This is a genomic window from Georgenia ruanii (assembly GCF_009193175.1).
Classification (GTDB): domain Bacteria; phylum Actinomycetota; class Actinomycetes; order Actinomycetales; family Actinomycetaceae; genus Georgenia; species Georgenia ruanii.
The window spans coordinates 350,899-375,239 of sequence record NZ_VUKE01000001.1; the positions used below are offsets into that span (position 1 = coordinate 350,899).

Consider the following 24,341-nt stretch of genomic DNA (forward strand, 5'->3'; position numbering starts at 1 on the left):
GCACCGCGTGTCGCACGGCGGCATGCCTGGCACCGGGGGACGAGACGTGGGCTGGCCTGGCGACGGCCCGGCGCAGCGGGGCTACGCCGGGCGGCACGATCACCGAAGACGCCGCAGTGGCGGCACGGAAACCCGTGGCCTGTGCCGGTGCATCGCTCCGGGCGCCGGGGGCGCCCCGCGAGGGTGCGGCGCGGAACCGACCGGTGCGGACGAGGGATTCTTCGGCCACGCTGACCGGGCCGAAGGGGCCGCTGCGGCGTGGCACCGGTGAGAGAGCAGGTGGCCGGCCGGCTGCCCGACGCGCCCCCGTCGGGGGCTGCACTCCCAGCCCCCGAGGCGCCCGCGCAGGGGGCTGCACTCCCACCCGGCCGGACGACAGGGCGGCCCTGAAGCCCGCCGCGGCCACCGCCGCTGAGGCCAGCGCGCGCCGTCGCAGGTACTGGGCAGTCTGGGCCGGGCGGTGCCCGATCCTCCCCGCGGCCGCGGACCGCTCGCCCAGGGCCACCGAACGCTCGAGCGGCGACGACGTGCGCCGGGCGACCGGGGCGGATCGCTTCGGAGCCGTCTGCGCGTCGTGGGGGCTGCCCGCCGTGCTAGGGGAGCCGGTCCGGGCACCGGCGGCCGGTGCCTGCGGCGCGGGACCGGTCCCCACGGCGTTCCCCGGGTCGTGCCCCGGGGGTGGTGGGGGCGCCGACCGGCGACGGGTGTCCTGCGAGACGAGCATCGGTCCGGCCGCACGCACCTCGGCCGGAAGGCGCATGGGCACCGTGTGCGGCGTCGTCTTGGCGGAGAAGCCGCCCGGCCGCCACGTCTTCTCGTCGGGGATGGTGGTGATCGCCCGGCGCAGGCCGCGGTCGGGCAGGTCGGAACCGGGTCGCCCCACCGGGGGACGTGCCGCCCTCGCCGCCACCGAGGGCATGTTCCTCGTCGGCGTCTGAGCGCCGCCGCTCAGCGTCAGATCCGCCTCCGGCTCGGTGGGACGCCACCAGCGCGGGGGACGCACCGCGGCACCACCGAGCCGCCCGGCCGGCACCGCGGCCGGGCCGGCGAGCATGCGCCGTACGCGCACCGGGCGTCCCGTGGCCGCGGCGAAGCGTGTGGCGGCTGAGGCCAGGGAGCCGAGCGTCGCCGGCCGGGCGCGGCGGCCCGGCGGCCCCGGCCGGCGGAACCGGCCCGCGATGGCCTGGCCGAGGGGCTGGCGAGGCGCCGGGGACAGCGCGGCGGCTGGCGTGCTCGCCGCGCCGTCGTCCTGCACCGTCACGGGAGGAACGGCGGTCATGACGTCTTCGCTCGGAAGCCGTTGTGGGCGATCTCGAGCTGCTCGACGAGCTGGGCGTCGGAGTCCACGCTGAACTCCGGGCCGGTCCAGCGCACCGCGAACACGTTGTCGAACTCCCAGGCCCGCAGCCGCTCACCCGTGAAGCTGATCGCGGTGACCGCGCCCGTGCACCGGGTGAGCTTGTTGCCGTTCGCGGCGAAGTTCTCCCCGGCCGAGTTCGCCACCCAGGTGAACAGGGCGTCGGAGGCGACCATGCCGCGGGTGAAGACCAGGTTGGGCCAGTGGAGGGTGCCGGGGAACTTGTGGACGTAGCCGTTCTGTCCACCCTCGCGGTAAGTCTCGACGTCCACGGTGAGCTCGAGCCCCCGGACCTCCCGGAAGGTGCCGATCTCGACACCGTCAACCTCGAACAGGAACCACCCGCTCGTGGTCGGCTCCCCGCCCAGGACCTCTCTATCGGCCGGCCGTGCCACTCTCGCTCACCGCCTCCCAGGCTCGTTCGTTCAGTGCGGAGACCGCGCGGATCATGCGGACGCGGTCCAGGTGCTCGAGGTCGAGCAGGTCATCCATCGGCCAGTGCAGGTGGTAGGCGAGATAGGCGATCTCCTGCCACAGGGCCTCGGGCGGGTAGCGGAGCATGCCTCACCGCCCGTCGCTGGGGATCTCCTCGATCGCCGCCCGCGACAGCCGCGGTCCCGCACCCGCCATCGCGGCCGGCGGCGCCGCCGGGGACATCGTCGGCGCCTGGGGCATCGGTGCGGATGGCGCCGACTCCGGCACCACCGGTGCCGGCGGCGCGGCGGGGCCGGCCGGCGCGGGGACCGCCGTGGTGACCGGTGCGGCAGCGTCTCGTTGCGCGGCGAGCAGCTCCTCGTACTCGGCCTGGCTGCCGAAGTTGATCACCCCGTAGAAGTCCTGCAGAAAGGCCAGGTCCGCGGCGAAGAGCGACTCGATCTCCCGGGTGGTGACCAGCTCGAGGCTGCCCAGGCGCTCCACCACCCGGGCGAGCACCACGATCGTCAGTCGCGGGTCGTCCGGGCCGTCGATCGTCGGGTCGCGCAGCGGCTCGAGCTCGTCCCGCGCGGTCGCCAGGCGCATCGTGCCCTCGCGATGGACGGCGCCCTGGGCGTCGACGTATCCGCGCGGGAGGGTGAAGTCGTAGCGGGTCTGCAGGCTCACTTGACCCGCTCGAGGCGCTCGATCACGAGGGTGACGTTCTCCTTGACCGCCTCGGTGCTGTCGACGCTGAGCTGGTCGGTGGAGATCTTGCTCGGCCAGGCCTTGAAGAAGTTGAACCGAGCGACCTCGTTACGGGCGGCGTCGTACAGCACGATGGAGCCGTTCTTGCGCTGGCCGGTGCGGTCGGTCGCCGTCAGGCCGGTGCCGCGGATCTCGTTGAACCAGGTCCACAGCTTGTCGGCGCTCGAGTCCAGCGGCGCGATCCGGCTGAGCTGGAGGTCCGGGGAGGACACGGTGTTGCCCAGGCCCTTGACCTCCTCGATCTGGCCGCCGGCGCCGGAGGCCTTGGAGGTGGAGACGGAGACCTCGATGTCGAGGCCGGAGACGGAGGTCAGCGTGCTGATGACCTCCCCGTCGATCTCCAGGAAGAAGTTCTGCGCGATGATCGGGTCATTGGTGAACAGTCCGTCGACCACTGGTGCTCCTCAGTTGGGTTTCGCTGGGCCCTGGGCCCGGGATGGTGCCGCGGCCGGGTCAGGCGGCGGACTGCTTGTTCTGGGCGATGCGGAAGACGACGAACTCGGCAGGCTTGACCGGGGCGAGGCCCACCTCGACGATCAGCTTGCCGGCGTCGATCGACTCCGGGGTGTTCGTGGTCTCGTCGCACTTGACGTAGTACGCCTGGCCGGCGGAGGACCCGAACAGGGCCCCGGCCTGCCACAGCCCATGCAGGTAGCCGGTGAGCGTCCGGGTCACGCCCTCCCACAGGGTGACGTCGTTGGGCTCGAACACCGCCCACTGGGTGCCCTCCATGATGGTCGACTCCACCATGTTGAAGAGGCGGCGGACGTTGATGTACTGCCAGTCGGTGTCGGACGAGAGCGTGCGCCCGCCCCAGATCCGGATGCCCCGGGTGCCGAACGGACGGATGCAGTTGATGCCGATCGGGTTGAGCAGGCCCTGCTCGTTCTGCGTGATGGGACGCTCGACGTCGAGCACCCCGCGGATGGTGTCGTTGGCGGGCGCCTTCCACACCCCGCGGGTGTCGTCGGTACGCGCCCACACCCCCGCCACGTGGCCCGAGGGCGGGATCAGCACCTCGGCGGCGCCGCTCGTGGCCGTCGGGTTCTCCACCTTGATCCACGGGTAGTACAGCGCCGCGAACTGCGAGTCGTACATCGCCGTGTCGCTGCGCCACTCCTTGATCTGCTGCGGGGTCATCCCGGGAGGCGCGTCGAGGATGGCCATGCGGTTGGCGTGCTGCTCGCAGTGGGAGATCAGCGTCGTCTGGACCGCCTGCCACAGCCCGAGGTCCACCGTGCCGTCCTCGCGGCGTGCCGCGGTGACGAGGTCGGGGACGATCACCATCGTGACGTCGTCGGCGATGGCCAGCCCGTTGATGCCCGAGCGGCTCGACTCCGAGCCGGCGAACTTGCGGCCGGTGACCGGCACCGGCTTGGGCGCGGACTTCTCGAGGGCGAAGGTGCCGGCCTTGAGCAGCTCGAGCTGGGTGGACAGGTCCACGCCCTCGGCGAGGTTGACCTCGACCTTGACCCGGGTGGAGGTGGCGTTGATGACCGTGGCGGCGTCACGCTCGCCGCCGAAGCCCAGGTTCGGGAAGGTCTCGACCGTCTCTCCGGCCTCCACGATGGTGATCGTGAACGTGGCCGGGCCCTCGGCGTCGGGCGCCGGGTCGTCGGTCTGGACGACGACGTCGATGTCGGCGTCGGGCTCTACGCTCTCGACGCTCAGGGGCAGCCCCAGGGCACGGTCCGTGGCGGGCAGGGCGCGCCGGGCCGGCTCGCCGGCGGGCTCGGAGTTGGGCACCCGGACGATGTAGGCCAGCGTGCCGCCGTTGGCGAAGAACCCATACACCGACAGCGGCAGCACCGCGCCCTCGACGAAGCCGCCGTAGAGCTCCTCGTACTGCGTCCAGCTCGTGACGAGCCGCGGCGCCAGCCCCTGGGGGTCGTTGGGGTCGTCGATCGGGGCGCGCTCGGTGAATCCGACGAAGGCGGCGACGGCGGTGGGGGCCGAGGCGAGCACCTTCTGCGACGAAGGCACCTCCTCGATATACACGCCGGGTGCGGTGTACGTGGGCACGGGGCACTCCTGAAGGCTCTGCGCGGCCTCGTCCGAGGCACGGTCGTGGTGGGGTCGCCCCGACGCTAGGGACACCACCTAGCGCGCAACATCGGTAATCGCTACCGAACTTCCCACGAGCTCGTGCCGACGCAAACCGTCGGTAAACGCTCGTCCGGAACTGCCTATACTCGGCCGCGAAGCCGGCGTGGGTGGGATCACATCCCGTGGGGGGCGGCGACGGCAGCGCGACCGAGGAGGCTCTCAATGTCCGTCCCCACCGCGGCCCCGCCGTGGCCGATCCTGCCCCGGGGCGAGAGCGAGGTGGTCGCCTCCCTGCTCGAGCGAGGGGTCAGCGTGCTCCTCGTCGGGGAGGCCGGGGTGGGGAAGAGCCAGCTCGCCACGACCGCCGTCGAGAGCCGGAAGGGCCTCGGTCGGGGGGGCCGGCAGGCCGCCGCACGCGGGCCCCGCCAGCGCGTCGTCAGGCTCTCGGGCGCGTCCCTCACCCCCGATCTGCCCCTCGAAGAGGTCAGCCCGGTGCTGCGGGGGCTGCTGCGGGACGAGGACGACGTCGCGACAGATACTGGGACGCTGGGCGTCCCGCTGCTGCGGGTCGAGGACGCGCACCTCCTCGACCACCGCCACGCGCACACACTCGCCGGCCTCGCCCGGCAGGGGCAGGCACAGCTGCTCATCACGCTGCACAGCACGGGCGCGAGCCAGTCGCCCTGGTTACAGCTGTGGAAGGACGAGATCGCCGAGCGCGTCGACATCGCCCCGCTGGATGCCGCTTCGGTCGAGGAGCTGCTCACCGTCGCGTTGGGCGGCCCGCTCACCACAGCCACGTGCGTACGGATCATGGACCGCAGCCAGGGCAATCCGTTCTACCTGCGCGAGCTGGTGCGCGCAGAGCTGGAGGCCGGGACGCTGGTCGAGCGTCGTGGCATCTGGGTGGGGCTGGCGGACGCCCCGCCCGGGCCCCGCGTGATCGACATGGTGCGCCACGAGCTGGACCGGCTCGACCCGCCCGTCCGTGAGGCGCTCGACCTGGTCGCGCTCGCCGGCGAGCTGCCGGTCAGCCGCCTGTCGGGTCTCGTCCACGAGGGGGCGGTCGACGAGCTCGTCCGCCTGGGCCTGGTCGTGACCGGTCAGTCGCGGCCCGAGCGAGGCCTCGTGCCGGTGGTCGAGGTCCGCCACCCGATGTACGGCGAGGCGGTCCGCGAGCTGGTGCCCCCGGATCGCTGCCGTCGCCTGTACGGCGCCGTGCGGGGCACGTTGTCGTTGCCCTCGGGGCCTCACCCCGGTGGACCGGCCGCCCTGCTGCGCATGGTGCTGTGGGCGCTCGAGTGCGGCGTGCGCGAGAGCCCCGACCGGCTGCTCGCGGCGATACGCGCCGGTCTGGAGACCGCCAGGTGGGACATGGCGATCCAGGTGGCCGTGGCCGCCCTGGACGTGGTGGGGCCGGCGGACCCCCGGCGGGCCGACGCCCTGCTCCTGCGCGCCGCGGCCTGGTACGAGCTCCAACGCTCCGGTGAGGCCGCCCGGGATCTGGCCGAGGCGACCGCCACGCTCGCCCGCTGCGGCGCGCCCATCGACCCCGGGCTCCAGGTCCGCCTCGTGGACCAGCTGGCCGACCTGGACCAGTTCCAGGACGACGACCCAGACCGGGCGCTCGAACGCATCGCGAGCGCCCAGGACGACGTGACGTGCAGCGGTCCCGAGCACGCCCGTGCCCTGGAGATCTCCCGGCTCGCGCGGCTGGGCCACGCCGGACGCTTCGCCGAGAGCCTCGGACCGTCCTTGGTCATGCTCGCGGCAGCGGCGCCCGACGCCTCTGACGTGGGGCGGCTGGTCGCACCGACCGTCTATGGCCTCGGGCAGGCCGGGCAGCTGGACGAGGCGGACATGATCGCCACGCGCTACGTACGGCGGGCGATGGCTCATCGGGACCCGCTCCAGCCGTCGGTCGTCGAGGACATCACCGTCGCCGAGGCCCTCGTGATGCTCTGGGCGGGCGACCTCGACGGCGTCGCAGAGCTGCTCGGCGAGTCCCCGGAGCATCCCCTGCGCTACTCCACCCACGAGGTCTTCGCCCAGGTCGGTCGGGGTATGCTCGCCGCCGCCCGGGGCCTGTGGAGCGAGGCGCGGCACCACCTCGAGAGCGCCAGCGCCCGGTACTCCGTGCGGGACATCAACGGCGTGGGGAAGTGGGTGGCCGCGGGCGAGGCGCTCGCCGTCGCTGCCACCGGCGACGCCCCGGCCGCCCGGTCCGCGTTGGAACGCATGCGCGAGATGCCGATGGGCATCTCCGCCACGCTCGAGTCGGACCTCAAGCTGCTGCAGCTCGACGCCGAGGCGTGGCTCGGGGAACCCACCCGGCGTTCGGAGGCACTTGCCCTGGCCCGCTGGAGCGCCGAGCGGGGGCTGCACCGCACCGAGCTCGAGGCCCTGCACCGCGCGGTCGTGGCCGACCGGGCAGAGCCAGCGGATCCGACGGACGCGCAGCGCGAGGCAGAACCGACGGCGGGCGAGGTGCTGGCCCGCATCCTCGCACTCGGTGAGCAAGTCCGCGGCCCGCGCCCGGACGCCCTGGTCCACCACGCGCGCGCGGTGCTGGCCGAGGACGACGAGCTGACGCAGATCGGGCTGCGCGAGCTCGGCCGGGCAGGGCTCTGGCTGCCGCCCCAGGGCTCCCCCCGGGTGCCGCTGACCCGCCGGGAGCGCGAGATCGCCAGCCTGGCCGCCGGCGGGCTGAGCAGCAAGGCGATCGCCGAGCGGTTCACCCTGTCGGTGCGCACGGTCGACAGCCACCTCTCCCGGGTCTTCACCAAGCTCGGGGTGCGCAGCCGCCGCGAACTGGCTGCCGCGCTACGGGGCTGACGGCGGTCCCTCAGCCCCTCCTGCGCGCGGTGACCTCGTCGACGAGCAACGACCACGCGATGCCTGCCATCCAGACGTCCTTGGCGATCACGGTCCCGTCCTGGGTCGGCCGGAGGCTGCCCTCCTGCGTCAGGCCGGGAACCTTCGTGTACACGCGCAGCAGCGCGCCGGAGAAGCCGGCGAGACCGAGCGCGGCGAGCCAGGTGGGCACGATGGGCAGCAGGAGGGCCGAGCCGAGCGCGATCTCGGCCGTGGAGAGCAGCTTGCCGAAGTCTTTCGCCGACAGCTGCCCGAACTGAGGGAACGCCTGGACGGCCATCTGCTGCAGCCCGGTCGCCGCCTCCTCGGTGAGGCCGCGCTTGGTGATCCCCGAGTTGAGGATGAACGCGCCGGTGGCGAGGCGGGCGGGGACGTGACGCAGCCTGAGGGGAAGACCCACGGGAACCTCCACGGTCGTGTGGCCGGTCTCCGCCACACGCTAACCCCGGCCCATCGCGCGTGCACGACGGCGGAGCGCGGCCGTCACGATTCCGCCTGGCGCCGGAATAGTCCGATGAATGCGGACGCTAGGTCTATACTTGAAAATTCAATGAGCCTGGCGCCCCTGGCGCCGGGGAAGGAAAGGAAGAGCAAGACGTGATCGTCTACAACGAGCTCGTTGCCATCACGGCGGGAGCGGGACTCCTGGGCTTTGCCAAGTTCCTCCGGGACCTGATCCGCAAGGAGCGGATCGAGAGCGAGGGCTGGGCGGCGTTCTTCGGCGTCACCGGCCTGCTGCTGTTCGTCCTGGGGCTGCACACCACGGTGACCTGGCCGTTCGGGGGCGACGGCTTCGAGTACGCCAACGTCGCGTTCGGTCAGCCGGCTGCGGGCTTCGGCGCGCTCCTGCTGCTGGCCGCGATCTACCTGTGGCGCCACCGCGCGCTCTACGCCGGCGAGGTCGAGGCCGCGAGGACCAAGACGCTGGAGGCGCTCAAGCCGGCCGGCATCTTCGTCGGTGTCCTCGGCCTGGGGATGGCCGTCATCGCGATCTCGTTCGTCCGCTACCAGCTCGGTGCGGCACCCCCGGAGGAGCCCATCTCGGGCCGCTTCGGCCACCTGCCGATCCTCGAGGCGCTCTTCCTCGGTGGCCTGTGGGGCGTCGTCGCCGTCGGCGCCCTGCTCTTCGCGATCGCGCTGTGGACCGGGCGCACGCAGCTGCTGCGCTGGGCCGTGTGGGCCTGGGTCATCGGCGGCATCGTGTTCGCCCTGTTCGGCGCGCTGAACTTCTACACGCACCTGGGCATGTACTACAACATCGCGCACGGCACGATGATCACGTGGTGACCTGCTGAGCGATGCCAGAGAAGGGGCCGGGAGGATTCACCCCCCGGCCCCTTCCCCATCCGCCGCCCGAACGCCGGGGCCGCGCGGCGGTCGGCCGTGGGCGGTCCCGCCGTCCCGCGACGGTGCCGATCAGAGGTGGCGGCGCAGGCTCATCGCCCGCTGCGCCTCGCGCTCGTCCTGCTTCTCACGCAGGGTCTGGCGCTTGTCCCACTCCTTCTTGCCGCGGGCGAGGGCGATCTCCACCTTGGCCCGGCCGCCCGTGAAGTACAGCTCGAGCGGCACGATGGTGTGCCCCTTCTCGCGGGTCTTGACGGCGAGCTTCTCGATCTCCTGCTTGTGCAGGAGGAGCTTGCGCTTGCGGCGCGGGCCGTGGTTGGTCCACGAGCCCTGCGCGTACTCGGGGATGTGCACCCCGTGCAGCCACGCCTCACCCCGGTCGATCTCCACCCAGCCGTCCACCAGGGAGGCCCGCCCCATACGCAAGGCCTTGACCTCCGTGCCCATCAGCGAGATGCCGGCCTCGAACGTCTCGTCGATGTGGTAGTCGTGCCGCGCCTTCTTGTTGCGCGCCACCACCTTGCGGGCGTCCGCCGCCGCCTTGGCCTTCTGGGCCGGCGTCAGCTTCGTCGTCGCGGCCTTCGTGCCAGCCACCGTCCTGCCTCCCTCAACCGTCGCACCCTGGGGCACCTCGTCGCCGTGCCCTCCTCGCGCGGCCGGCCCCCGCCGGGGGCCGACCTCCAAGACTAAGCCAGGCGGGGCGAACGGCTCGACCTCATTACCGCCGCGTTCGCCGACGGCGCCGCCCGGCGCCCCGGCCGGCCCGATCCCCTAGGTGCCGGCGGGCCGTTCCGCACCTCCCGGGACAACCGCTGGCAACTGCGCGGCGGCGGTATCGCCGGGCGCGAGCGCGCGGCTATGTTGGCGTGCATGACGTGGTTCAAGCGCGAGGCCGAGGTCATCTCCCGCCCCGAGATCGAGCAGATGGTGCAGCAGACGATCGACGAGGCGAAGCAGCGGCTCGGGCTGACCGAGCTCAAGCGGGTCCTGCTGCTCCCGCCCGACCTCACGCGTGCCCACTCCGGCGCCGGCTGGATCACCGAGCGGTTCTACCAGCTGCTCGACGCCGAGGGCGCGGAGGTCCACCTCATCCCAACGCTGGGCCAGCACGTCCCGCACACGCCGGAGCAGAACCAGTGGATGTTCGGGTCCATCCCCGAGGAGCGCATCCACAAGCACGACTGGAAGAACGGCGTCGTCAACGTCGGCACCGTCCCGGCCGAGTTCGTCCGCGAGAAGACCGGCGGCGCCGTCGACTGGGAGATGCCGGTCGACCTCAACTCCATGCTCATCGAGGAGCAGTGGGACATCGTCATCAACATCGGGCACGTGGTCCCCCACGAGGTGCTCGGCTTCGCCAACCACAACAAGAACTACTTCATCGGCCTGGGCGGCAAGCGGCTGCTGGGCGCCTCCCACATGGCGTCGGCCGTGTACGGCATCGAGAACAACCTCGGCAACCTGCTCACCCCGGTGCGCGCCTGCTTCAACTACGCCGAGGAGCACTTCCTCGGCGACCTCAAGGACGTGTACTTCCAGGTCGTCATGGACTACGACGACGCCGGCAAGCTGGTCCACACCGGCGTGTACGTCGGCGACGACCTCGAGACCTACTTCGACGCCGCCCGCGCCTCGCGCGACCAGAACATCACCCAGTTCGACGAGCCGGTGCAGAAGATCGTCGCCGTCATGCAGGCCGACGAGTTCCACGCCACCTGGGTCGCGAACAAGGCGGTGTACCGCACCCGGATGGCCATCGCCGACGGCGGCGACCTGCTCGTCATCGCCCCCGGCGTCGAGCGCTTCGGTGAGCAGCCCGAGGTGGACGCCCTCATCCGCAAGTACGGCTACCTGCCCAAGGACGAGGTGCTCGAGCTGTACAAGACCGAGGCGGACATGCAGGACATCCCCCACGGCACCGCGCACCTCGTGCACGGCTCCTCCGAGGGCCGCTTCACCATCACCTACGCGCCCGGCCACCTGAGCAAGGAGGACATCGAGGGCGTGGGCTACCAGTACATGGACGTCGAGGAGGCGCAGAAGCGCTACGACCCGGCGGTGATGAAGGACGGCTTCAACACCATGCCCGACGGCGAGGTCGTGTTCTACATCTCCACCCCCTCCGCCGGGCTGTGGTCGACCAAGGCGAAGCTGGCGCAGCGGGCCACGCACGAGCAGCACGTCTGAGCCGGTCCACGACCGAGGAGCCCCCGGAGCGCACTGCGCGCCCGGGGGCTCTTCCGTCCCCACGTCGACCGTCGTGGGCGCGAGCAGGCGCTGCCGTTCCCGGCGTGTGTCCCTGCGTCACGCGCGCGTGGTCTACCGCCTGCCCTCGTCGCGAAGGGCGGCCAGCGGCGAGAGCGACCGCCGGCGCCTGACCCGACCGGGCGGCGAGCCCGGGTTAGAAGCCCGGCAGGCCCATCGGGTCGATGGTCGAGCCGTTCTTCCACACCTCGAAGTGCACGTGGCAGCCGGTGACGTTGCCGGTGGCGCCGGTGTAGCCGATGACCTGCCCCTGCGAGACCTGCTGGCCCGCGCGCACCGCGAAGCGGGAGAGGTGGTTGTACACCGTCACGTACGAGCTGCCGCCGAGGTAGCCGTGGTTGACGATCACCTGGTTGCCGTGGGTGCCGTTGGGGTGCGGCTTGACGGCGGTGACCGTCCCGCCGGCGGCGGCGACCTGCTGGTTGCCGCAGGCCGAGCGGAGGTCGGTGCCCAGGTGCATCCAGTAGCCGCCGGTGATCGGGTACCACCGCATGCCGTACCCGGAGGTGACGTACAACGGCGCGGGCACCGGCGGGATGAGCAGCTGCCCGCCGCTGGCCTGGGCGCGGGGCGCCGGCGCGGGCTGGTTGTTGGCCCGGGCGCGCGCCGCCTCCTCGGCCGCCTTGCGCTTGCGCTCCTCCTCGGCCCGGCGGTTCTCCTCGTCGATCTTGGCGATCTCGTCGCTCAGGGCCTTGTTCTCGGCCTGCAGGCCCTCGATCTGCCCGCTCACGTCGCCCTTCTGCCCCTCGAGCGAGGCGGCCAGGGCGGACATGTCGGCCTGGATCTGCTTGATCTCGGCGGTGCGCTGCTCGGCGTCGGCCCGGGCGGCGTCGGCCGCGGCGACGGCGGCGTCCGCCTCCTCCTTGAGCTCGCCGATCCGCTCGGTCACCGCGGTCTGCCGGGCCCGCTGGTTCTCCGCGACGGCCGCGGCGGTCTCGAGCTCGTCGAGCACCTGGGTCTGGGCGCGCACCGCCGTCGAGCGCACCGCGTAGCCCTGGAGGAAGTCCTCGGTGGAGGAGGAGTCCAGGACCACCTCGACGGTGCTGACCGTGTGGTCCCCGCGGTAGGTGCTGCGGGCCAGCTCGCCCATCGCCGAGCGGGTGGCGGCGATCTTCTCGCCGCTGTCGGCGATGGCCGCCTCGAGGTCCTTGGCCTCCTGCTCGGCCACCGCGAGGCGCCCGGTCACCTGCTCCTGCTTGCGCTCGGCACCCGCGAGGTTCTCCTGCGCCGTCGCCAGCGCCGCCTCGGCCTCGGGCAACCGGGCCTCGGCGTCGGAGAGCTTGAGGTGGGTCTCGACGAGGCTCTCGTCGAGACCTTCGAGGTCGGACTGGAGCCTCTCGCGCCGGGCCTCGTTCGCGTGCTGCTGGCGCACGAGGTCGTCGCGGTCGCCGGCCTGGGCGATCCCGGCGGGCCCGAGGAGGCTCAGGGCGAGGACGAGGACGAGGCCCGCGCGCCCGACCGCCCGCCGACGAGCGACGGGCGGGGCCACGGCAGCATCGGGACGAGGTCTTCTCACGGTTCTCCTTACACCCTCGTGTAGCGGCCCAGGCTGACGACCGAGCTGAGACCGGCGAGCAAGATGGCGGCGAGCACGAGGAACGGGGCGAGGGTGAGCACGTCCCCGGTCCCCACGAACTGCACCCACGGCGTGGTCCCGGCCAGCCAGTCCTGGATGAGGTAGGTGACGGCCAACCACAGGCCCCCGACGGCGAGCACCGCACCGACAAGGGCGGCCACCGCCCCCTCGAGCATGAACGGCAGCTGGATGAACAGGTTCGACGCCCCGACCAGCCGCATGATGCCGGTCTCCCGGCGCCGGGACATCGCCGAGAGCCGGATGGTGGTGGTGATGAGGAGCACCGCGGTGAAGATCATGACCGCGGCCAGCCCGAGGGAGAGCAGCGTGGCGCTGTTGAGGATGTTGAACAGCGGCTCGAGCTGCTCGCGCTGGTCGACGACGATCTCCACCCCCGGCCGGCCCTCCAGCTCGTCCGCCACGATGCGGTACTGCTCGGGGTCGACGAGCTTGACCCGGTAGGAGACCTGCATCTGGTCGACGGTGAGCGACTGGGCCCACACGGTGTCGGCCATCTGCTCCTGGAAGGCCTCGAAGGCCTCCTCCTTGGTCTCGAAGTAGACCCGGTCGACGTAAGGCGCCAGCGCGTCGGACTTCAGCAGCTCCCCGACGGCGTCGATCTGCTCCTGGCCGGCCTCCCCCGCCGCGCAGTTGGGCTGCGCGGAAGACTCCGGGCACATGAAGGCCGAGACCTCGACCTTGTCGTACCAGTCGTTCTTGAGGTTGCCGATCTGCATCTGCAGCAGCGCGGCGGCGCCGACGAAGGTCAGCGAGACGAACGTGACCAGGGCGACGGAGACGGTCATCGCGAGGTTGCGCGACAGCCCCTGGCCGACCTGGGAGAGGACGAAACGAAGACGCACGAGACCCCCTACCGCGCCGCGCCGTAGACGCCGCGGGACTGGTCGCGCACCATCACGCCGTCGGCGAGCTCGACGACGCGCTTGCGCATCTGGTCGACGATCTCGTCGTCGTGGGTGGCCATGACGATGGTGGTGCCGGTGCGGTTGATGCGATCGAGGAGGCGCATGATGCCGATCGAGGTGGTGGGGTCGAGGTTGCCGGTGGGCTCGTCCGCGAGCAGCAGCTGCGGGCGGTTGACCATGGCCCGGGCGATGGCCACGCGCTGCTGCTCGCCGCCGGAGAGCTCGTGCGGCAGGCGCTTCTCCTTGCCCTCCAGGCCCACGAGCTCGAGGGTCTCCGGCACGGTGGTGAGGATGTGGTGGCGCGGCTTGCCGATCACCTGCAGCGCGATGGCGACGTTCTCGAAGACGGTCTTGTTCGGCAGCAGCCGGAAGTCCTGGAAGACGGCGCCGATCTGGCGGCGCAGGTGCGGCACCTTCCAGCGGGAGACCTGGGAGAGGTCCCGGCCCAGCGCGTAGACCTTGCCGGAGGTGGGCCGCTCCTCACGCAGCACGAGGCGCAGGAACGTCGACTTGCCGGAGCCGGAGGCACCGACGAGGAAGACGAACTCGCCGCGCTCGACCTCCATGTCGATCTGGTCCAGGGCGGGGCGGGCGCCGCGCGCGTAGACCTTGGAGACCTTCTCGAATCTGATCATTGGGGGCGGCCAGTCTCGACAGTGGGGGAAGGGGTGCTCTGGCCTGCCCTGAGGCTAAGCACGGCCCCGGGCGCGCCCGCCGCAGACACGCCGTACCCCCCGGATCCGTCCGGATCCTCAGTCCATCAGCGGGTGCTCCGCGGCCACGCGGTTTCCGGCGCTGGCACGCGAACGCCGGCCCCGCGCGGGGCCGGCGTCGGCGTGGGCGCAGACCGCGCTGCCGGGCTCAGACCGTGGCGGCCTGCTGCTGCTGGCTCTTGCGCCAGCGGATGCCGGCGTCGATGAAGTCGTCGATCTCGCCGTCGAACACCGCCGAGGGGTTGCCGGACTCGTGCTCGGTGCGCAGGTCCTTGACCATCTGGTACGGCTGGAGGACGTAGGAACGCATCTGGTCGCCCCACGAGGCCTTGACGTCGCCGGCGAGCGCCTTCTTCGCGGCGTTCTCCTCCTGCTGGCGCACCAGCAGCAGGCGCGACTGCAGCACGCGCAGCGCGGCGGCGCGGTTCTGGATCTGGGACTTCTCGTTCTGCATCGACACGACGATCCCGGTCGGGATGTGCGTCATGCGCACGGCGGAGTCGGTGGTGTTCACGGACTGCCCACCGGGGCCGGAGGAGCGGAAGACGTCGACCTTGATCTCGTTCTCGGGGATGTCGATGTGGTCGGTCTGCTCGATGAGCGGGATGACCTCGACGGCGGCGAAGGACGTCTGGCGCCGGCCCTGGTTGTCGAACGGGGAGATGCGCACGAGCCGGTGCGTGCCGGCCTCGACGGACAGGGTGCCGTAGGCGTAGGGCGCCTTGACCTCGAAGGTGACCGACTTCAGGCCCGCCTCTTCGGCGTAGGAGGTGTCGAGCACCTGCGTCGGGTAGCCATGACGCTCGGCCCAGCGCAGGTACATGCGCAGGAGCATCTCGGCGAAGTCGGCGGCGTCCACGCCGCCTGCGCCGGCGCGGATGCTGACGACGGCCTCGCGCTGGTCGTACTCGCCCGCGAGCAGGGTCCGGACCTCGAGCTCGCCGAGGTCCTTGCGGATGGCGGCGAGCTCCTCCTCGGCGTCGGCCATGACGGCGGCGGCGTCGGCGCCCTCCTCCTCCTGGCCGAGCTCGACGAGGGCCTCGAGGTCGTCGATCCGCTCGCCCATCTTCTCCACGCGCTCGAGCTCGGACTGTGCGTGGGACAGCTTCGAGGTCACCGCCTGGGCGGCGTCGGGGTCGTCCCACAGGTCCGGGGCGGCCGCCTGCTCGGAGAGCTCGGCGATGGTGGCGCGCAGGGCCTCCGGGTCCGTCACGGCCCGGATGGACTCGAACGTGCTGCGGAGGTGCTGGATCTCGAGCGAGAAGTCGGTGGCCACGGAGGTCAAGGTTACGGGATCGGGCGTGTCGCAGCGTCGTGCGCTTGCGCACGGCCCGTCGCACGTCGCGCGCAGCCCGGTCGACACGGCCCCGTCGATGCGGCCCCGCCCCGGCCGGACCACCTGACGCGGTGGTGGCCAGTCAGGCGGCGGCGCGCGAGGAGCGGAGGTGCTCGCAGAACCAGGCGGCGGCGAGCCGCCCAGCCTGCTCGAGGGTGCCCGGCTCCTCGAACAGGTGGGTCGCCCCGGGCACGATGCTCAGCTCGCTGACGCACGTCAGGTGGGCACGGGCCCGGCGGTTGAGGTCGAGGACCTGGCTGTCGCGGCCGCCCACGATGAGCAGGGTGGGCACCCGGACGGCGGGCAGGCGCGGTCCGGCGAGGTCCGGGCGTCCGCCGCGGGAGACGACGGCGCGCAGCCGCGGCGGGCGGGCGGCCGCCGCCCACAGCGCCGCGCCGGCCCCGGTGCTCGCGCCGAAGTAGCCCAGCGGCAGCCCGGCGAGGTCGGCTCGCTCCCCCGCCCACCGGGTGGCGTCGAGCAGGCGCTCGGCGAGCAGCTCGACGTCGAAGACCCGCGCACGGTCGCGGGCCTCGGCCAGGGAGAGCAGGTCGAGCAGGGCGGTGGCCAGGCCGGCCCGCTGCAGCATGCGGGCGACCTGGGCGTTGCGCGGGCTGAACCGGCTGCTGCCCGACCCGTGCGCGAAGAGGACCAGCCCGCCGGCTCCCGGCGGCACGGCGAGGAACGCGGGCAGCGGCCCGGCGGAGGTGGGCACCGCCACCTCGGCCGGTGCGCCCGGGGCGCCGCCCGGCTCGTCGCGGCCCACCTCTCCCCTCGCGTGCGGCTCGGCCGCGGCGCCTGGTTCGGCCCCGCCGCCCCGGTCCTGGCGCCCGCGGGCCTCCTCGAGCAGCCGGCGCACGACGTCGTCGCCGACCTGGCGGAAGTCGTCGTACCAGGCGCCCACGGCGTAGAGCTCCTCGGGCACGAGCAGGCACACGACGTCGTCGACCAGCGGGGCGAGCATCTCCAGGGCGTCGCCGGCGGCGACCGGGACGGCGAGGACCACCCGCCGGGCGCCGCGGGCGCGCAGCACGGCCACCGCCGCGCGCGCCGTCGCGCCGGTGGCGACGCCGTCGTCGACGAGCACCGCCGTGCGATCGCGCACGTCCGTGCCGGCCTCGCCGCGCCAGGCGGCGACGCGGCGCTCGACCTCCGCGCGCTCGCGGGCCGTCACGGCCTCCAGCGCCTCGCGCCGCACCCGGGCCTCGATGTGCGGGTTGAGGACGATCGCGCCGCCCTCCCCCACGGCCCCCATGGCCACCTCCGGCTGCCACGGCACGCCCAGCTTGCGCACGACGACGACGTCGAGCGGGGCGCCGAGGGCCGCGGCCACCTCGGCCGCCACCGGGACGCCGCCGCGGGGCAACGCGGTCACGACCACGTCACCGAGCCCGGCGGCCGCGAGCTCCTGGGCCAGCTGCCGCCCGGCTGCGACGCGGTTGGCGAACCTGGTGGTGTCCTCCCGCCGCATGACGCCTCCAGCATGCGCCCGGGTGGGGCCGGGCCGCCACCGGTCCGGGCCGGTCTGTCGGTCGCCTCCCGCCGGTCACAACGGCTCGAGGTTCGCCGCCACGTGGATCATCTGCTCGAGCACGGCGGTGGTCGCCGCCCGCGGCTCGGTCCGGGTGGCCCGGTGCCGGATGAACAGGTGCCGGTTGCCCAGCCCGGGCAGGCTCACCCACTGGACGTTCTCGGGCAGCTGGCGCCGCAGCGCCAGCTGCGGGACCAGCGCCACGCCCAGGCCGGAGGCCACCATCGCGAGCGCCACGTCGAAGTCCAGGTAGCGGTGCGCGGTGCGCGGGGTGAAGGACAGCTCGGTGGCGAGCCGGGTGAGCGCCCGGTCGGCCGCGCCGCCGGGGTCCGGCGCCAGCCAGGTGGCGCCGGCGAGGTCCAGCAGAGAGGCGGGGGCGGGGTCGCTGGCCGGCAGCGCGATCAGCCACGGCTCGTCCAGGAAGGGGACGTCGCGGGTGCCCTGCGGCGCCGCGGTGGGGGCCGAGAGGTCGTGCTCGATGACCAGCAGGTCGAGCTCGCCGCGGCGCAGGGCGCGGCGGCCGTGCTCCTCGGCCACCTCGTGGACGACGAGCTCCACGCCCGGCAGCGTCTCGTTCAGCTCCGCGAGCAGCGGCACGAGCACCGCCCGGATCGCCGTCTGGAAGGCGCCGACGACCACCACGCCGGAGATGTCGCCCTCGAGCGCCGCGAGCGCCCGGCGCGTCTCCCCCATCTCGCTCTCGATCCGCTCCCCGGCCTCGGCCAGCAGCCGCCCGGCGGGGGTCAGGGTGGCGCCGGTGGGCTGCCGGTCGAGCACCCGCACCCCGGTCTCGGCCTCCAGACGCGCTATTTGCTGAGAGACGGCAGAAGGGCTCACGTGCAGCGCGTCAGCCGCCGCCAGCACTCCTCCGGACCTGCTCACGGCCAAGAGAAATCCAAGCCTGCGTGGGTCGATGTCCATGAAGCAGAACTATATGCCTCATGCGGAACCATTCGATTGATCTTTATGGAGGAGAGCCCCAGAATTGTGTCCGTGAGCGAGCTGACCGCAGTGGTGATCACCGTCCTGGGCTGGGGCGGGGCGACCGTGTCCCTGGTGACGTACATCATGGTGACCCGCCAGCGGCTGGCGACGAACTCCGTGCGCTACCAGGCGCTCAACGTCGTGGGCGCCGGCGCGCTCGGCGTCAGCGCGCTGGCCAACGGCGCCCTGCCCTCCGCCGTCGTCAACATCATCTGGATCGGCATCGGCGTGGTGGCCGTCCTCTCCATGAAGCGCGGGGTCATCGCGGCCCGGCTGGCCGCCGAGGCGCGCCGGCGGCGGCGCCTGGCCGAGGAGGCCCGCGCCCGCCTCACCGCCGGCCGGGACCGGCTGGTCCACCGCGTCCGCGAGGACGGCTCCGCGCCGCTCGCCCGCCGCACCGGGGCGCTGCGGGACCGCCCGCTCCAGCCGGGCTCCAGCCGGCCCGCCGGCCGCAACGAGTCCCGCCGGCGCACCCGGACGACGTCGCACCTCGCCTGAGCCCGCCGGCCCGCCGGCGGGAGCGAGGTGCGCGCCCGGCGGCGCAGCGGGCGAGGTGCGCGCCCGGCGGCGCAGCGGGCGAGGTCCGTGACCGACGGCGCCTCGCCCCGCGGCGCGAGACCCGGCAGGATCGGGTGATGACCAGCCTGCGTGACGCCGTCGACGTCCTGTCCTGGCGGCGCGAGGTGCACGACCTCTACGCCGCGGTCCGGGCCGCGCCCTCCCCCGCCGCCGGGCATGAGGTGTGGGTGGAGCGGCGCACCGCGCTCTTCGAGGCCCATCCCGCCTCGGCCCGCCAGGACGGGCAGCGGCTGCGGCACGCCCCGTACGACCCGGCGTACCGCTTCGAGGTGCCGCTGGCCGCCGCCGAGCCGCGGGAGTGGTCGGTGCCCACCGGCACCGACGGCGTCGTCCCGTTCGTGCGGATCGGCCGGGTCGGGCTGCCCGGTCTCGGCACGCTGGACGTGTGGTGGCTGGCGTCGTACGGCGGTGGGCTGTTCCTGCCGCTGCGCGACGCCACCGCCGGGGACGCGACCTACGGGGCCGGGCGGTACCTGCTCGACACGGTCAAGGGCGCCGACCTGGGCCGGACCCCGGACGGCGCCTGGGTCGTCGACCTCAACTTCGCCTACAACCCCTCCTGCGCCTACGACCCCGCCTGGGCCTGCCCGCTGGCGCCCGCCGGCAACCGCCTGGAAGCGCCGGTCCCGGTCGGCGAGCTCACCCCGGCGGAGGGGTAGCCGCGGCGCCCCGGCCAGGCCGCGGACTCGCGCTCCGGCCACACGCCCTGCCGGGCGGAGAGCTTGATGCCGAAGGTCGGCCCTCGGCGGGCCCGAGGACGGGCATGGCACGCTCCCGCCGACCGACGACGAGACGCCCGCCCGACCTGCCCGCGGGCGGCGCACCCGGCACTGTGCGGGCCGCTCACACGTCCGGCCGCGATAGCGGCACGGTAGGCCGAACCTGTCAGGTGCGGGTGGGGAACGACGTCGTGTCCTGGCCCCGTGCGGCGAGCCCCCGGGCGCTCAGGCGCGGCGCGGCACGAGGTGCAGCGCGGTGATGCCGCACTCGAACGGCCGGGAGGCGACCAGCCGCATGCGGTGGTAGGCGTCGTGGGCCGGGAAGACGGGCATCCCGGCGCCGATCGCCGTGGGGTTGACGAACAGGTGCAGCTCGTCGAGCATCCCCTGGGCGAGGAGGTCCGCCACCAGGCTGCCGCCGCCGTAGGCGATGAGGTCGCCGCCGGGCTGGGCCTTGAGGGCGTTGACGGTCTCGGCGAGGTCCGCGGCCACGACGACGTTCTCCCACGGCGACTCGGCGAGGGTGCGGGAGAAGACCACCTTGGGCGTGCGGTTCATCCAGTCGACGGACGCCTGGTCCTCCCCCTCCGGTCCGGCGGCCCAGGCCGGGATGAAGCCCTCGGCCAGCCGCCGGCCCAGCACGATGGTGTCGACCGGCTCGGTGAGGGCGTCGACGTAGGCGTTGAGGTCGTCGCTCCACGGGCACGTCAACCAGTCCATCTCGCCGTTCGGGCCAGCCATGTAGCCGTCGATGCTGGTCTGGACCTGGAGCTTGAAGGTGCGCACGGGCGGTTCCTCTCGGGTTCGGCAGGCGGGTCACCAACCGGTGCCCACCCCTGCGTCGAACGGTGACGGTCGGGATCGACACGACGGAGGGCCACAGCGAACGACTCCTCGGGCGGGCGGCCAGAGGCCCGGCTGCTAGCTGACCGGCCCGCCCACCGTGCCGCTCGGAGCCGTGGCTTCGGCCACGGCGGCCGCAGCCACGGACCGCCGCCGCTCGCGTGCGGCGTCGACCACGAGGATGCCCAGCGCGAGCCACACCAGCGCGAAGCCGATCCACCGCGCCACCGGCATGTCCTCCCGGAGCACCAGCACCGCCGAGACCAGCTGCAGCGCGGGGTTGAGGTACTGCAGGTTGCCCAACAGGGACAACGGCAGCCGGTTGGCGGCCGCCGCGAACAGCAGCAACGGGAACATGGTCATCGGGCCGGACACCACGAGATACAGGTCCGTGACGTCCAGCCCGCCGACGGCGAAGGTCGCCGTGCCCGCCAGGGACATCGCGACGATGGTGATCGCGGCGAGCGGCACGAGCAGCGCCGACTCCACGGTCAGCCCCACGGTGGGACTCACCCCGCGCCCGAGCCGGTTCTTCACCAGGCTGTAGAGCCCGAACGCGACCGCCACCACGCCGGAGATCCACGGGAACGTCCCGTACCCGACGGTCACCACCACGACCGCCACGAGGCCGACGGCGGCGGAGACCCACTGCGCCGGCCGCAGCCGCTCGCGGTTGACGGTCACCGCGAGCAGGACCGTCACGAGCGGGCAGATGAAGTACCCCAGCGCCACGTCCACCGCCCGGTGGGTCAGCGCGCCGTAGGCGTAGAAGAACCACACGACGCCGATGAGCAACGACGCCAGGCCGAGCAGGTTGCGGGCGTCGCGATCGCCGAGCACCCGCAGCAGCGCCGTCCACTGGCGGGTCACTGCGACGATCACGATCATCACGACGGCGGCCCACACCACGCGGTGCGCGACGATCTCGAGCGCGTGGACGTCCCAGAGCAGGATCAGGTAGAGCGGGAAGAAGCCCCACGTCACATAGCTGACCAGCGCTGCCGCCAGCCCGTCGCGGCGGTCCCTGGTTTCGATCGCGTCCATGGCCGGTGCGATTCTCCCCGTCCTCAGCGTGTCGTGACCGCCTCGGCCACCTTGAGGTCCACGCGGTTCTGGGCCTGGGCGACGTGCCGACCGGCGAGGCGGCCCGAGATCATGGCCCAGCCGATGTGCAGGCCGTGGTTGAGCAGCTGCAGCCCGCCCTGGCCGGTCGAGCCGGCCGCCCACAGCCCGGGGATCGGCTCGCCGTCGGCCGTGGTCACCCGCAGCCGGGTGTCGACGGCGAGGCCGCCGTCGGCGAGGGTGACGTAGGCGTTCATCGGGCCGAGGGCGTAGAAGGGCCCCTCCGTGACGCCGTCGCCGAGGTGCTCGCGCCCGAACTCCGGGTCCGCCCCGGCGGCCACGTGCCCGTTCCACCCCTGCACGGTGGCGCGCAGGGCGGCCGGGTCCATGCCGAGGTCCGCGGCGAGGTCCTCGAGCGTGGCGGCGCGGTGGTAGACGTCGGGGCGGAAGCGCTTGTAGTCCTGCACGTAGGCGTACGCGACCCCCGGGAAGGTGGAGACCGGGTTGGGCCAGGCGGAGAACTGCTTCGCGACCTTCGCGTCGAAGATCATGTACCCGGTGTTCGCCTCGGTGGCCGCCACGGCCCGGGCCATCACCTTGTCGGAGTCCTCGTTGGCCAACCGCCGCCCGTCGGGACCGACCAGGATCGCGCCGGCCGCGTACATCGTGTTGTTCGGGCCGATCCACGACGTGAGCGCCCCGCGGATGACATAGGCCAGGAGGTTCTTCGGCAGCCGCTCGACGACCACCCGCATGAGCCTGGTCAGCCCCGGCACCGAGGGCAGCATCTTGATCGGGTCGGGCCGGGTCGACGGCGCGAAGCGCAGGCCCTCGTAGAGGCGGTCCATCTGCATCATGACCCCGCCGGCCTCGGTGCCCAGGTAGTACCCGTCACCGGTGTTGTTCGGGTTCACCGGCGGCACCTTGGCGGCGTCCTCGCCGACGAACTGCGACTTCAGCTCGGTCGAGGCCGAGTAGTCGCCGGTGGCCAGGATGACGCCGCGGCGGCCGAAGTAGTTCTGCCCGTTCGCCGCGGCGCCGATGATCTCGCCAGCTGCGTTGCGCAGCAGCTGGTCCACCCGCATCGAGGTGTAGATGGTCACGCCACGCTTCTTGCACTCGCGCAGCAGCGCCTCGCGGTAGGCCTTGGAGTTCGGCAGCACGTTGTGCATGCGCGGCTTCTCGTACGGCGGCTCCGGCGTCGGGCCCAGGAACTGCACGCCGATGCTCGAGAGCCACTCCACCGTCGGCCCGGCGTTCTCGGCCAGCACCCGGCGCAGCTCGGTGTTCTCGCGCGCCTCGAACGGACCGTTGGCGACCTTCATGTCCTCGATGAACAGGTCGATGCTGTCGTTGACGCCGGCCCGGTACTGGTAGGACGTGTTGGCCGCGGTGAAGGAGCCCACGGACATCGCCGTGCTGCCTCCGACCTGCGGGCACTTCTCCAGGACGATGACCGAGGCCCCCGACGTCGCGGCGGAGATCGCGGCGCTCATGCCCGACCCGCCCCCGCCGATGACCAGCACGTCCGCGGTGTAGATCATGTGACTTCCTCGTCTCTCTCGTGGTGGTGCGTCAGTGCGCCGCGGCCAGGGCGTCGGGCGCGACGGCCGAGCTCGCCGCCGCGGCCAGGGCGTCGGGCGCGACGGCCGAGCTCGCCGCCGCCGCGCCCGCCCAGCGGCCGGTGATGTACCCGGGGGCGAGGCCGCCGGCGTAGCCGTAGTTCGACAGCCCGCCGATGTCGGCGCCGGCGGCGTACAGCCCGGGGACCGGACGGCCGTCGGGGTCCAGGGCCGCGCCGTCGGTGCTGGTGCGGATCCCGCCGAAGGTGAAGGTGATGGACGGCTGGACCATGAGGGCGTAGAAGGGCCCGGTCCGTGGCGGCCGGGCGTCCGCCGCGACGGGCACGCCGTCGGCGACGCCGCCGCCCGCCGCGGCGACCTCGACGTAGCGCGCGAGGGTGCGCGTCAACCGCTCGCCGTCGACGCCCCAGGCAGCCACGGCGGCGACCAGGTCCTCGAGGGTGTCCGCCTCCGCGTGCCGCGCCCCCGCCTCCACCGCGACGGCGTAGCGGTCGATGACGCCCAGGCCCGGGAAGGGCTCCTCGGTGCCCTCGGTGCGCCGGACGTGGTCGTCGAAGAGGAGGACGCCGCGGGCCTGGGGCTGGAAGGTGACGGCCTGGTTGAGGAGCTCGTCCCCCTCGGTCTCGTCGACGAACCGCTCGCCGCGCAGGTTCACGAAGACCGTGGAGCCGGAGTAGTACTGCGAGGCCGGCAGGTAGTCCTGCGGCTCGAACCGGGTGATCGGGTAGCCGATGAGGTGGCCGTAGAAGGTGCTCATCGCCGTCGTGCCGCCGGCGCCGGCGGCCCGCGCCATCCGCAGCCCGTCGCCGACGCTGCCGGGGTTGGACCGCAGCAGCAGCCGGTCGGCGTTCGGGCCGATGTGGCGGGTCAGCTCGTCGCGCGCGCCCTGGAAGCCTCCGGTGGTGAGGACGACGGCGGCAGCGTCGTAGCGGACCAGGCGGCCTTCGGCGTCGCGGGCCAGGACTCCGGTGACGCGGCGGCCGTCGTCGAGCAGCCGGACCACCGTGGTGCCGGTGCGGGTCTCGCCGCCGGCGGCGCGGACCTCCTCGCGGCACCAGGCCAGGATCGCCGTGATGTCGGTGGAGTAGCCGATGCCGAAGGTCATGATGTCGCGCTTGGGCTCGTCGGCGACGCGGACCCCGGAGGCGCGCAGCTCCGCCAGCGCCTCCTCGTAGTCGGCGACGAGGCGTGCCCCGAGCGCTACGTCGCCGAGCGGGATGCGCGCGCGGTAGGCCTCCACGGTGGGGGCGGTCCAGAACATGCCGGCGGACAGGGCGGCCGAGCCGCCGAAGTCGTCCAGCTTCTCGAGCAGGGCCACCCGGGCCCCGCGGCGGGCGGCCGTCATCGCCGCCGCCGAGCCGGACACCCCGGACCCGACCACCACGACGTCGGCGCGGCGCACCTCGTCGACCTGCTGCGTCATC

General features: G+C 73.0%; 23 protein-coding genes. 6 read left to right on the forward strand and 17 right to left on the reverse strand.

Features of this window, described 5'->3' with window-relative positions; translation table 11 throughout:
* The first annotated feature begins 758 nt into the window (after nucleotides 1-758).
* Complete coding sequence (locus GD880_RS01610; RefSeq protein WP_152229870.1) at nucleotides 759-938, forward strand: hypothetical protein; 180 nt, start codon at nucleotides 759-761, stop codon at nucleotides 936-938.
* 337 nt (nucleotides 939-1,275) lie between these two features.
* Here GD880_RS01610 and GD880_RS01615 read toward each other — a convergent pair whose 3' ends face one another.
* The 5 genes from GD880_RS01615 to GD880_RS01635 are packed head-to-tail and all read right to left on the reverse strand — an operon-like array spanning nucleotide 1,276 to nucleotide 4,561.
* Nucleotides 1,276-1,752, reverse strand: coding sequence for a phage tail protein (locus GD880_RS01615; RefSeq protein ID WP_152229871.1), 477 nt, complete (start codon nucleotides 1,750-1,752; stop codon nucleotides 1,276-1,278).
* Nucleotides 1,733-1,918, reverse strand: coding sequence for a DUF6760 family protein (locus GD880_RS01620; RefSeq protein ID WP_152229872.1), 186 nt, complete (start codon nucleotides 1,916-1,918; stop codon nucleotides 1,733-1,735). The genes GD880_RS01615 and GD880_RS01620 overlap by 20 nt, the downstream gene beginning before the upstream one ends.
* Before the next feature lie 3 nt (nucleotides 1,919-1,921).
* Nucleotides 1,922-2,458 carry a hypothetical protein gene (locus GD880_RS01625; protein WP_152229873.1) on the reverse strand — a complete coding sequence of 179 codons (537 nt, stop codon included), beginning with the start codon at nucleotides 2,456-2,458 and terminating at the stop codon, nucleotides 1,922-1,924.
* Nucleotides 2,455-2,934 (reverse strand): phage tail protein, encoded by a 480-nt coding sequence (locus GD880_RS01630; RefSeq protein ID WP_152229874.1) that lies wholly within the window; start codon nucleotides 2,932-2,934, stop codon nucleotides 2,455-2,457. The genes GD880_RS01625 and GD880_RS01630 overlap by 4 nt, the downstream gene beginning before the upstream one ends.
* A gap of 58 nt (nucleotides 2,935-2,992) precedes the next feature.
* Nucleotides 2,993-4,561 carry a phage tail sheath family protein gene (locus GD880_RS01635; protein WP_152229875.1) on the reverse strand — a complete coding sequence of 523 codons (1,569 nt, stop codon included), beginning with the start codon at nucleotides 4,559-4,561 and terminating at the stop codon, nucleotides 2,993-2,995.
* Between the two features lie 246 nt (nucleotides 4,562-4,807).
* Between GD880_RS01635 and GD880_RS01640 the strand changes: the two genes are divergently transcribed.
* On the forward strand, nucleotides 4,808-7,420 hold the full coding sequence (locus tag GD880_RS01640; RefSeq protein ID WP_152229876.1) for a helix-turn-helix transcriptional regulator: 2,613 nt from the start codon (nucleotides 4,808-4,810) through the stop codon (nucleotides 7,418-7,420).
* Nucleotides 7,421-7,430: 10 nt separating this feature from the next.
* Here GD880_RS01640 and GD880_RS01645 read toward each other — a convergent pair whose 3' ends face one another.
* Complete coding sequence (locus GD880_RS01645) at nucleotides 7,431-7,859, reverse strand: hypothetical protein (protein WP_152229877.1); 429 nt, start codon at nucleotides 7,857-7,859, stop codon at nucleotides 7,431-7,433.
* A gap of 197 nt (nucleotides 7,860-8,056) precedes the next feature.
* On the opposite strand from GD880_RS01645, the gene GD880_RS01650 reads away from it, so the two are divergent.
* Entirely contained in the window at nucleotides 8,057-8,746 is a 690-nt protein-coding gene (locus tag GD880_RS01650) for a DUF981 family protein (RefSeq protein WP_152229878.1), read from the forward strand.
* Nucleotides 8,747-8,875: 129 nt separating this feature from the next.
* Here GD880_RS01650 and smpB read toward each other — a convergent pair whose 3' ends face one another.
* Entirely contained in the window at nucleotides 8,876-9,397 is a 522-nt protein-coding gene (smpB, locus tag GD880_RS01655; protein ID WP_452176724.1) for an SsrA-binding protein SmpB, read from the reverse strand.
* Between the two features lie 276 nt (nucleotides 9,398-9,673).
* On the opposite strand from smpB, the gene GD880_RS01660 reads away from it, so the two are divergent.
* Complete coding sequence (locus GD880_RS01660) at nucleotides 9,674-10,990, forward strand: lactate racemase domain-containing protein (RefSeq protein WP_152229879.1); 1,317 nt, start codon at nucleotides 9,674-9,676, stop codon at nucleotides 10,988-10,990.
* Nucleotides 10,991-11,204: 214 nt separating this feature from the next.
* Here the strand turns inward: GD880_RS01660 and GD880_RS01665 are convergent, their stop codons facing one another.
* The 6 genes from GD880_RS01665 to GD880_RS01690 all read right to left on the reverse strand — a co-directional run bounded on the left by GD880_RS01665 (nucleotide 11,205) and on the right by GD880_RS01690 (nucleotide 18,068).
* Nucleotides 11,205-12,584, reverse strand: a complete 1,380-nt coding sequence (locus GD880_RS01665; protein WP_226909296.1) for a M23 family metallopeptidase — start codon at nucleotides 12,582-12,584, stop codon at nucleotides 11,205-11,207.
* An 8-nt stretch (nucleotides 12,585-12,592) separates the two neighbouring features.
* A complete protein-coding gene (ftsX, locus tag GD880_RS01670) occupies nucleotides 12,593-13,507 on the reverse strand; it encodes a permease-like cell division protein FtsX (protein WP_152229880.1) in 915 nt (304 codons plus the stop codon).
* Nucleotides 13,508-13,515: 8 nt separating this feature from the next.
* Complete coding sequence (gene ftsE, locus GD880_RS01675) at nucleotides 13,516-14,205, reverse strand: cell division ATP-binding protein FtsE (RefSeq protein WP_152229881.1); 690 nt, start codon at nucleotides 14,203-14,205, stop codon at nucleotides 13,516-13,518.
* 226 nt (nucleotides 14,206-14,431) lie between these two features.
* Nucleotides 14,432-15,559: a peptide chain release factor 2 gene (prfB, locus tag GD880_RS01680; protein ID WP_152229882.1), complete on the reverse strand. Its 1,128-nt coding sequence runs from the start codon at nucleotides 15,557-15,559 to the stop codon at nucleotides 14,432-14,434.
* A 142-nt stretch (nucleotides 15,560-15,701) separates the two neighbouring features.
* Nucleotides 15,702-17,087, reverse strand: coding sequence for a phosphoribosyltransferase family protein (locus GD880_RS01685; protein ID WP_152229883.1), 1,386 nt, complete (start codon nucleotides 17,085-17,087; stop codon nucleotides 15,702-15,704).
* Between the two features lie 75 nt (nucleotides 17,088-17,162).
* On the reverse strand, nucleotides 17,163-18,068 hold the full coding sequence (locus tag GD880_RS01690) for a LysR family transcriptional regulator (RefSeq protein ID WP_152229884.1): 906 nt from the start codon (nucleotides 18,066-18,068) through the stop codon (nucleotides 17,163-17,165).
* Between the two features lie 72 nt (nucleotides 18,069-18,140).
* Between GD880_RS01690 and GD880_RS01695 the strand changes: the two genes are divergently transcribed.
* Together GD880_RS01695 and GD880_RS01700 are read left to right on the forward strand one after the other, a co-directional pair.
* Nucleotides 18,141-18,629: a CBU_0592 family membrane protein gene (locus GD880_RS01695; protein ID WP_152229885.1), complete on the forward strand. Its 489-nt coding sequence runs from the start codon at nucleotides 18,141-18,143 to the stop codon at nucleotides 18,627-18,629.
* 137 nt (nucleotides 18,630-18,766) lie between these two features.
* Nucleotides 18,767-19,369: a DUF1684 domain-containing protein gene (locus GD880_RS01700; RefSeq protein ID WP_152229886.1), complete on the forward strand. Its 603-nt coding sequence runs from the start codon at nucleotides 18,767-18,769 to the stop codon at nucleotides 19,367-19,369.
* Between the two features lie 285 nt (nucleotides 19,370-19,654).
* Here the strand turns inward: GD880_RS01700 and GD880_RS01705 are convergent, their stop codons facing one another.
* The 4 genes from GD880_RS01705 to GD880_RS01720 all read right to left on the reverse strand — a co-directional run bounded on the left by GD880_RS01705 (nucleotide 19,655) and on the right by GD880_RS01720 (nucleotide 24,340).
* A complete protein-coding gene (locus tag GD880_RS01705; protein WP_152229887.1) occupies nucleotides 19,655-20,215 on the reverse strand; it encodes a dihydrofolate reductase family protein in 561 nt (186 codons plus the stop codon).
* A 135-nt stretch (nucleotides 20,216-20,350) separates the two neighbouring features.
* Entirely contained in the window at nucleotides 20,351-21,316 is a 966-nt protein-coding gene (gene rarD / locus GD880_RS01710) for an EamA family transporter RarD (RefSeq protein ID WP_152229888.1), read from the reverse strand.
* Between the two features lie 23 nt (nucleotides 21,317-21,339).
* On the reverse strand, nucleotides 21,340-22,878 hold the full coding sequence (locus GD880_RS01715; protein WP_152229889.1) for an FAD-dependent oxidoreductase: 1,539 nt from the start codon (nucleotides 22,876-22,878) through the stop codon (nucleotides 21,340-21,342).
* Between the two features lie 31 nt (nucleotides 22,879-22,909).
* Nucleotides 22,910-24,340 (reverse strand): FAD-dependent oxidoreductase, encoded by a 1,431-nt coding sequence (locus tag GD880_RS01720; protein WP_152229890.1) that lies wholly within the window; start codon nucleotides 24,338-24,340, stop codon nucleotides 22,910-22,912.
* Nucleotide 24,341: the final 1 nt, after the last annotated feature.

Coding starts and splice junctions, on each gene's coding strand:
- GD880_RS01610 (WP_152229870.1), top strand. CDS start 759: ATGGGCACCGTGTGCGGCGTCGTCTTGGCGGAGAAGCCGCCCGGCCGC.
- GD880_RS01620 (WP_152229872.1), bottom strand. CDS start 1,918: ATGCTCCGCTACCCGCCCGAGGCCCTGTGGCAGGAGATCGCCTATCTC.
- GD880_RS01640 (WP_152229876.1), top strand. CDS start 4,808: ATGTCCGTCCCCACCGCGGCCCCGCCGTGGCCGATCCTGCCCCGGGGC.
- GD880_RS01660 (WP_152229879.1), top strand. CDS start 9,674: ATGACGTGGTTCAAGCGCGAGGCCGAGGTCATCTCCCGCCCCGAGATC.
- ftsE (WP_152229881.1), bottom strand. CDS start 14,205: ATGATCAGATTCGAGAAGGTCTCCAAGGTCTACGCGCGCGGCGCCCGC.
- GD880_RS01685 (WP_152229883.1), bottom strand. CDS start 17,087: ATGCGGCGGGAGGACACCACCAGGTTCGCCAACCGCGTCGCAGCCGGG.
- GD880_RS01690 (WP_152229884.1), bottom strand. CDS start 18,068: ATGGACATCGACCCACGCAGGCTTGGATTTCTCTTGGCCGTGAGCAGG.
- GD880_RS01700 (WP_152229886.1), top strand. CDS start 18,767: ATGACCAGCCTGCGTGACGCCGTCGACGTCCTGTCCTGGCGGCGCGAG.
- rarD (WP_152229888.1), bottom strand. CDS start 21,316: ATGGACGCGATCGAAACCAGGGACCGCCGCGACGGGCTGGCGGCAGCG.
- GD880_RS01715 (WP_152229889.1), bottom strand. CDS start 22,878: ATGATCTACACCGCGGACGTGCTGGTCATCGGCGGGGGCGGGTCGGGC.
- GD880_RS01720 (WP_152229890.1), bottom strand. CDS start 24,340: ATGACGCAGCAGGTCGACGAGGTGCGCCGCGCCGACGTCGTGGTGGTC.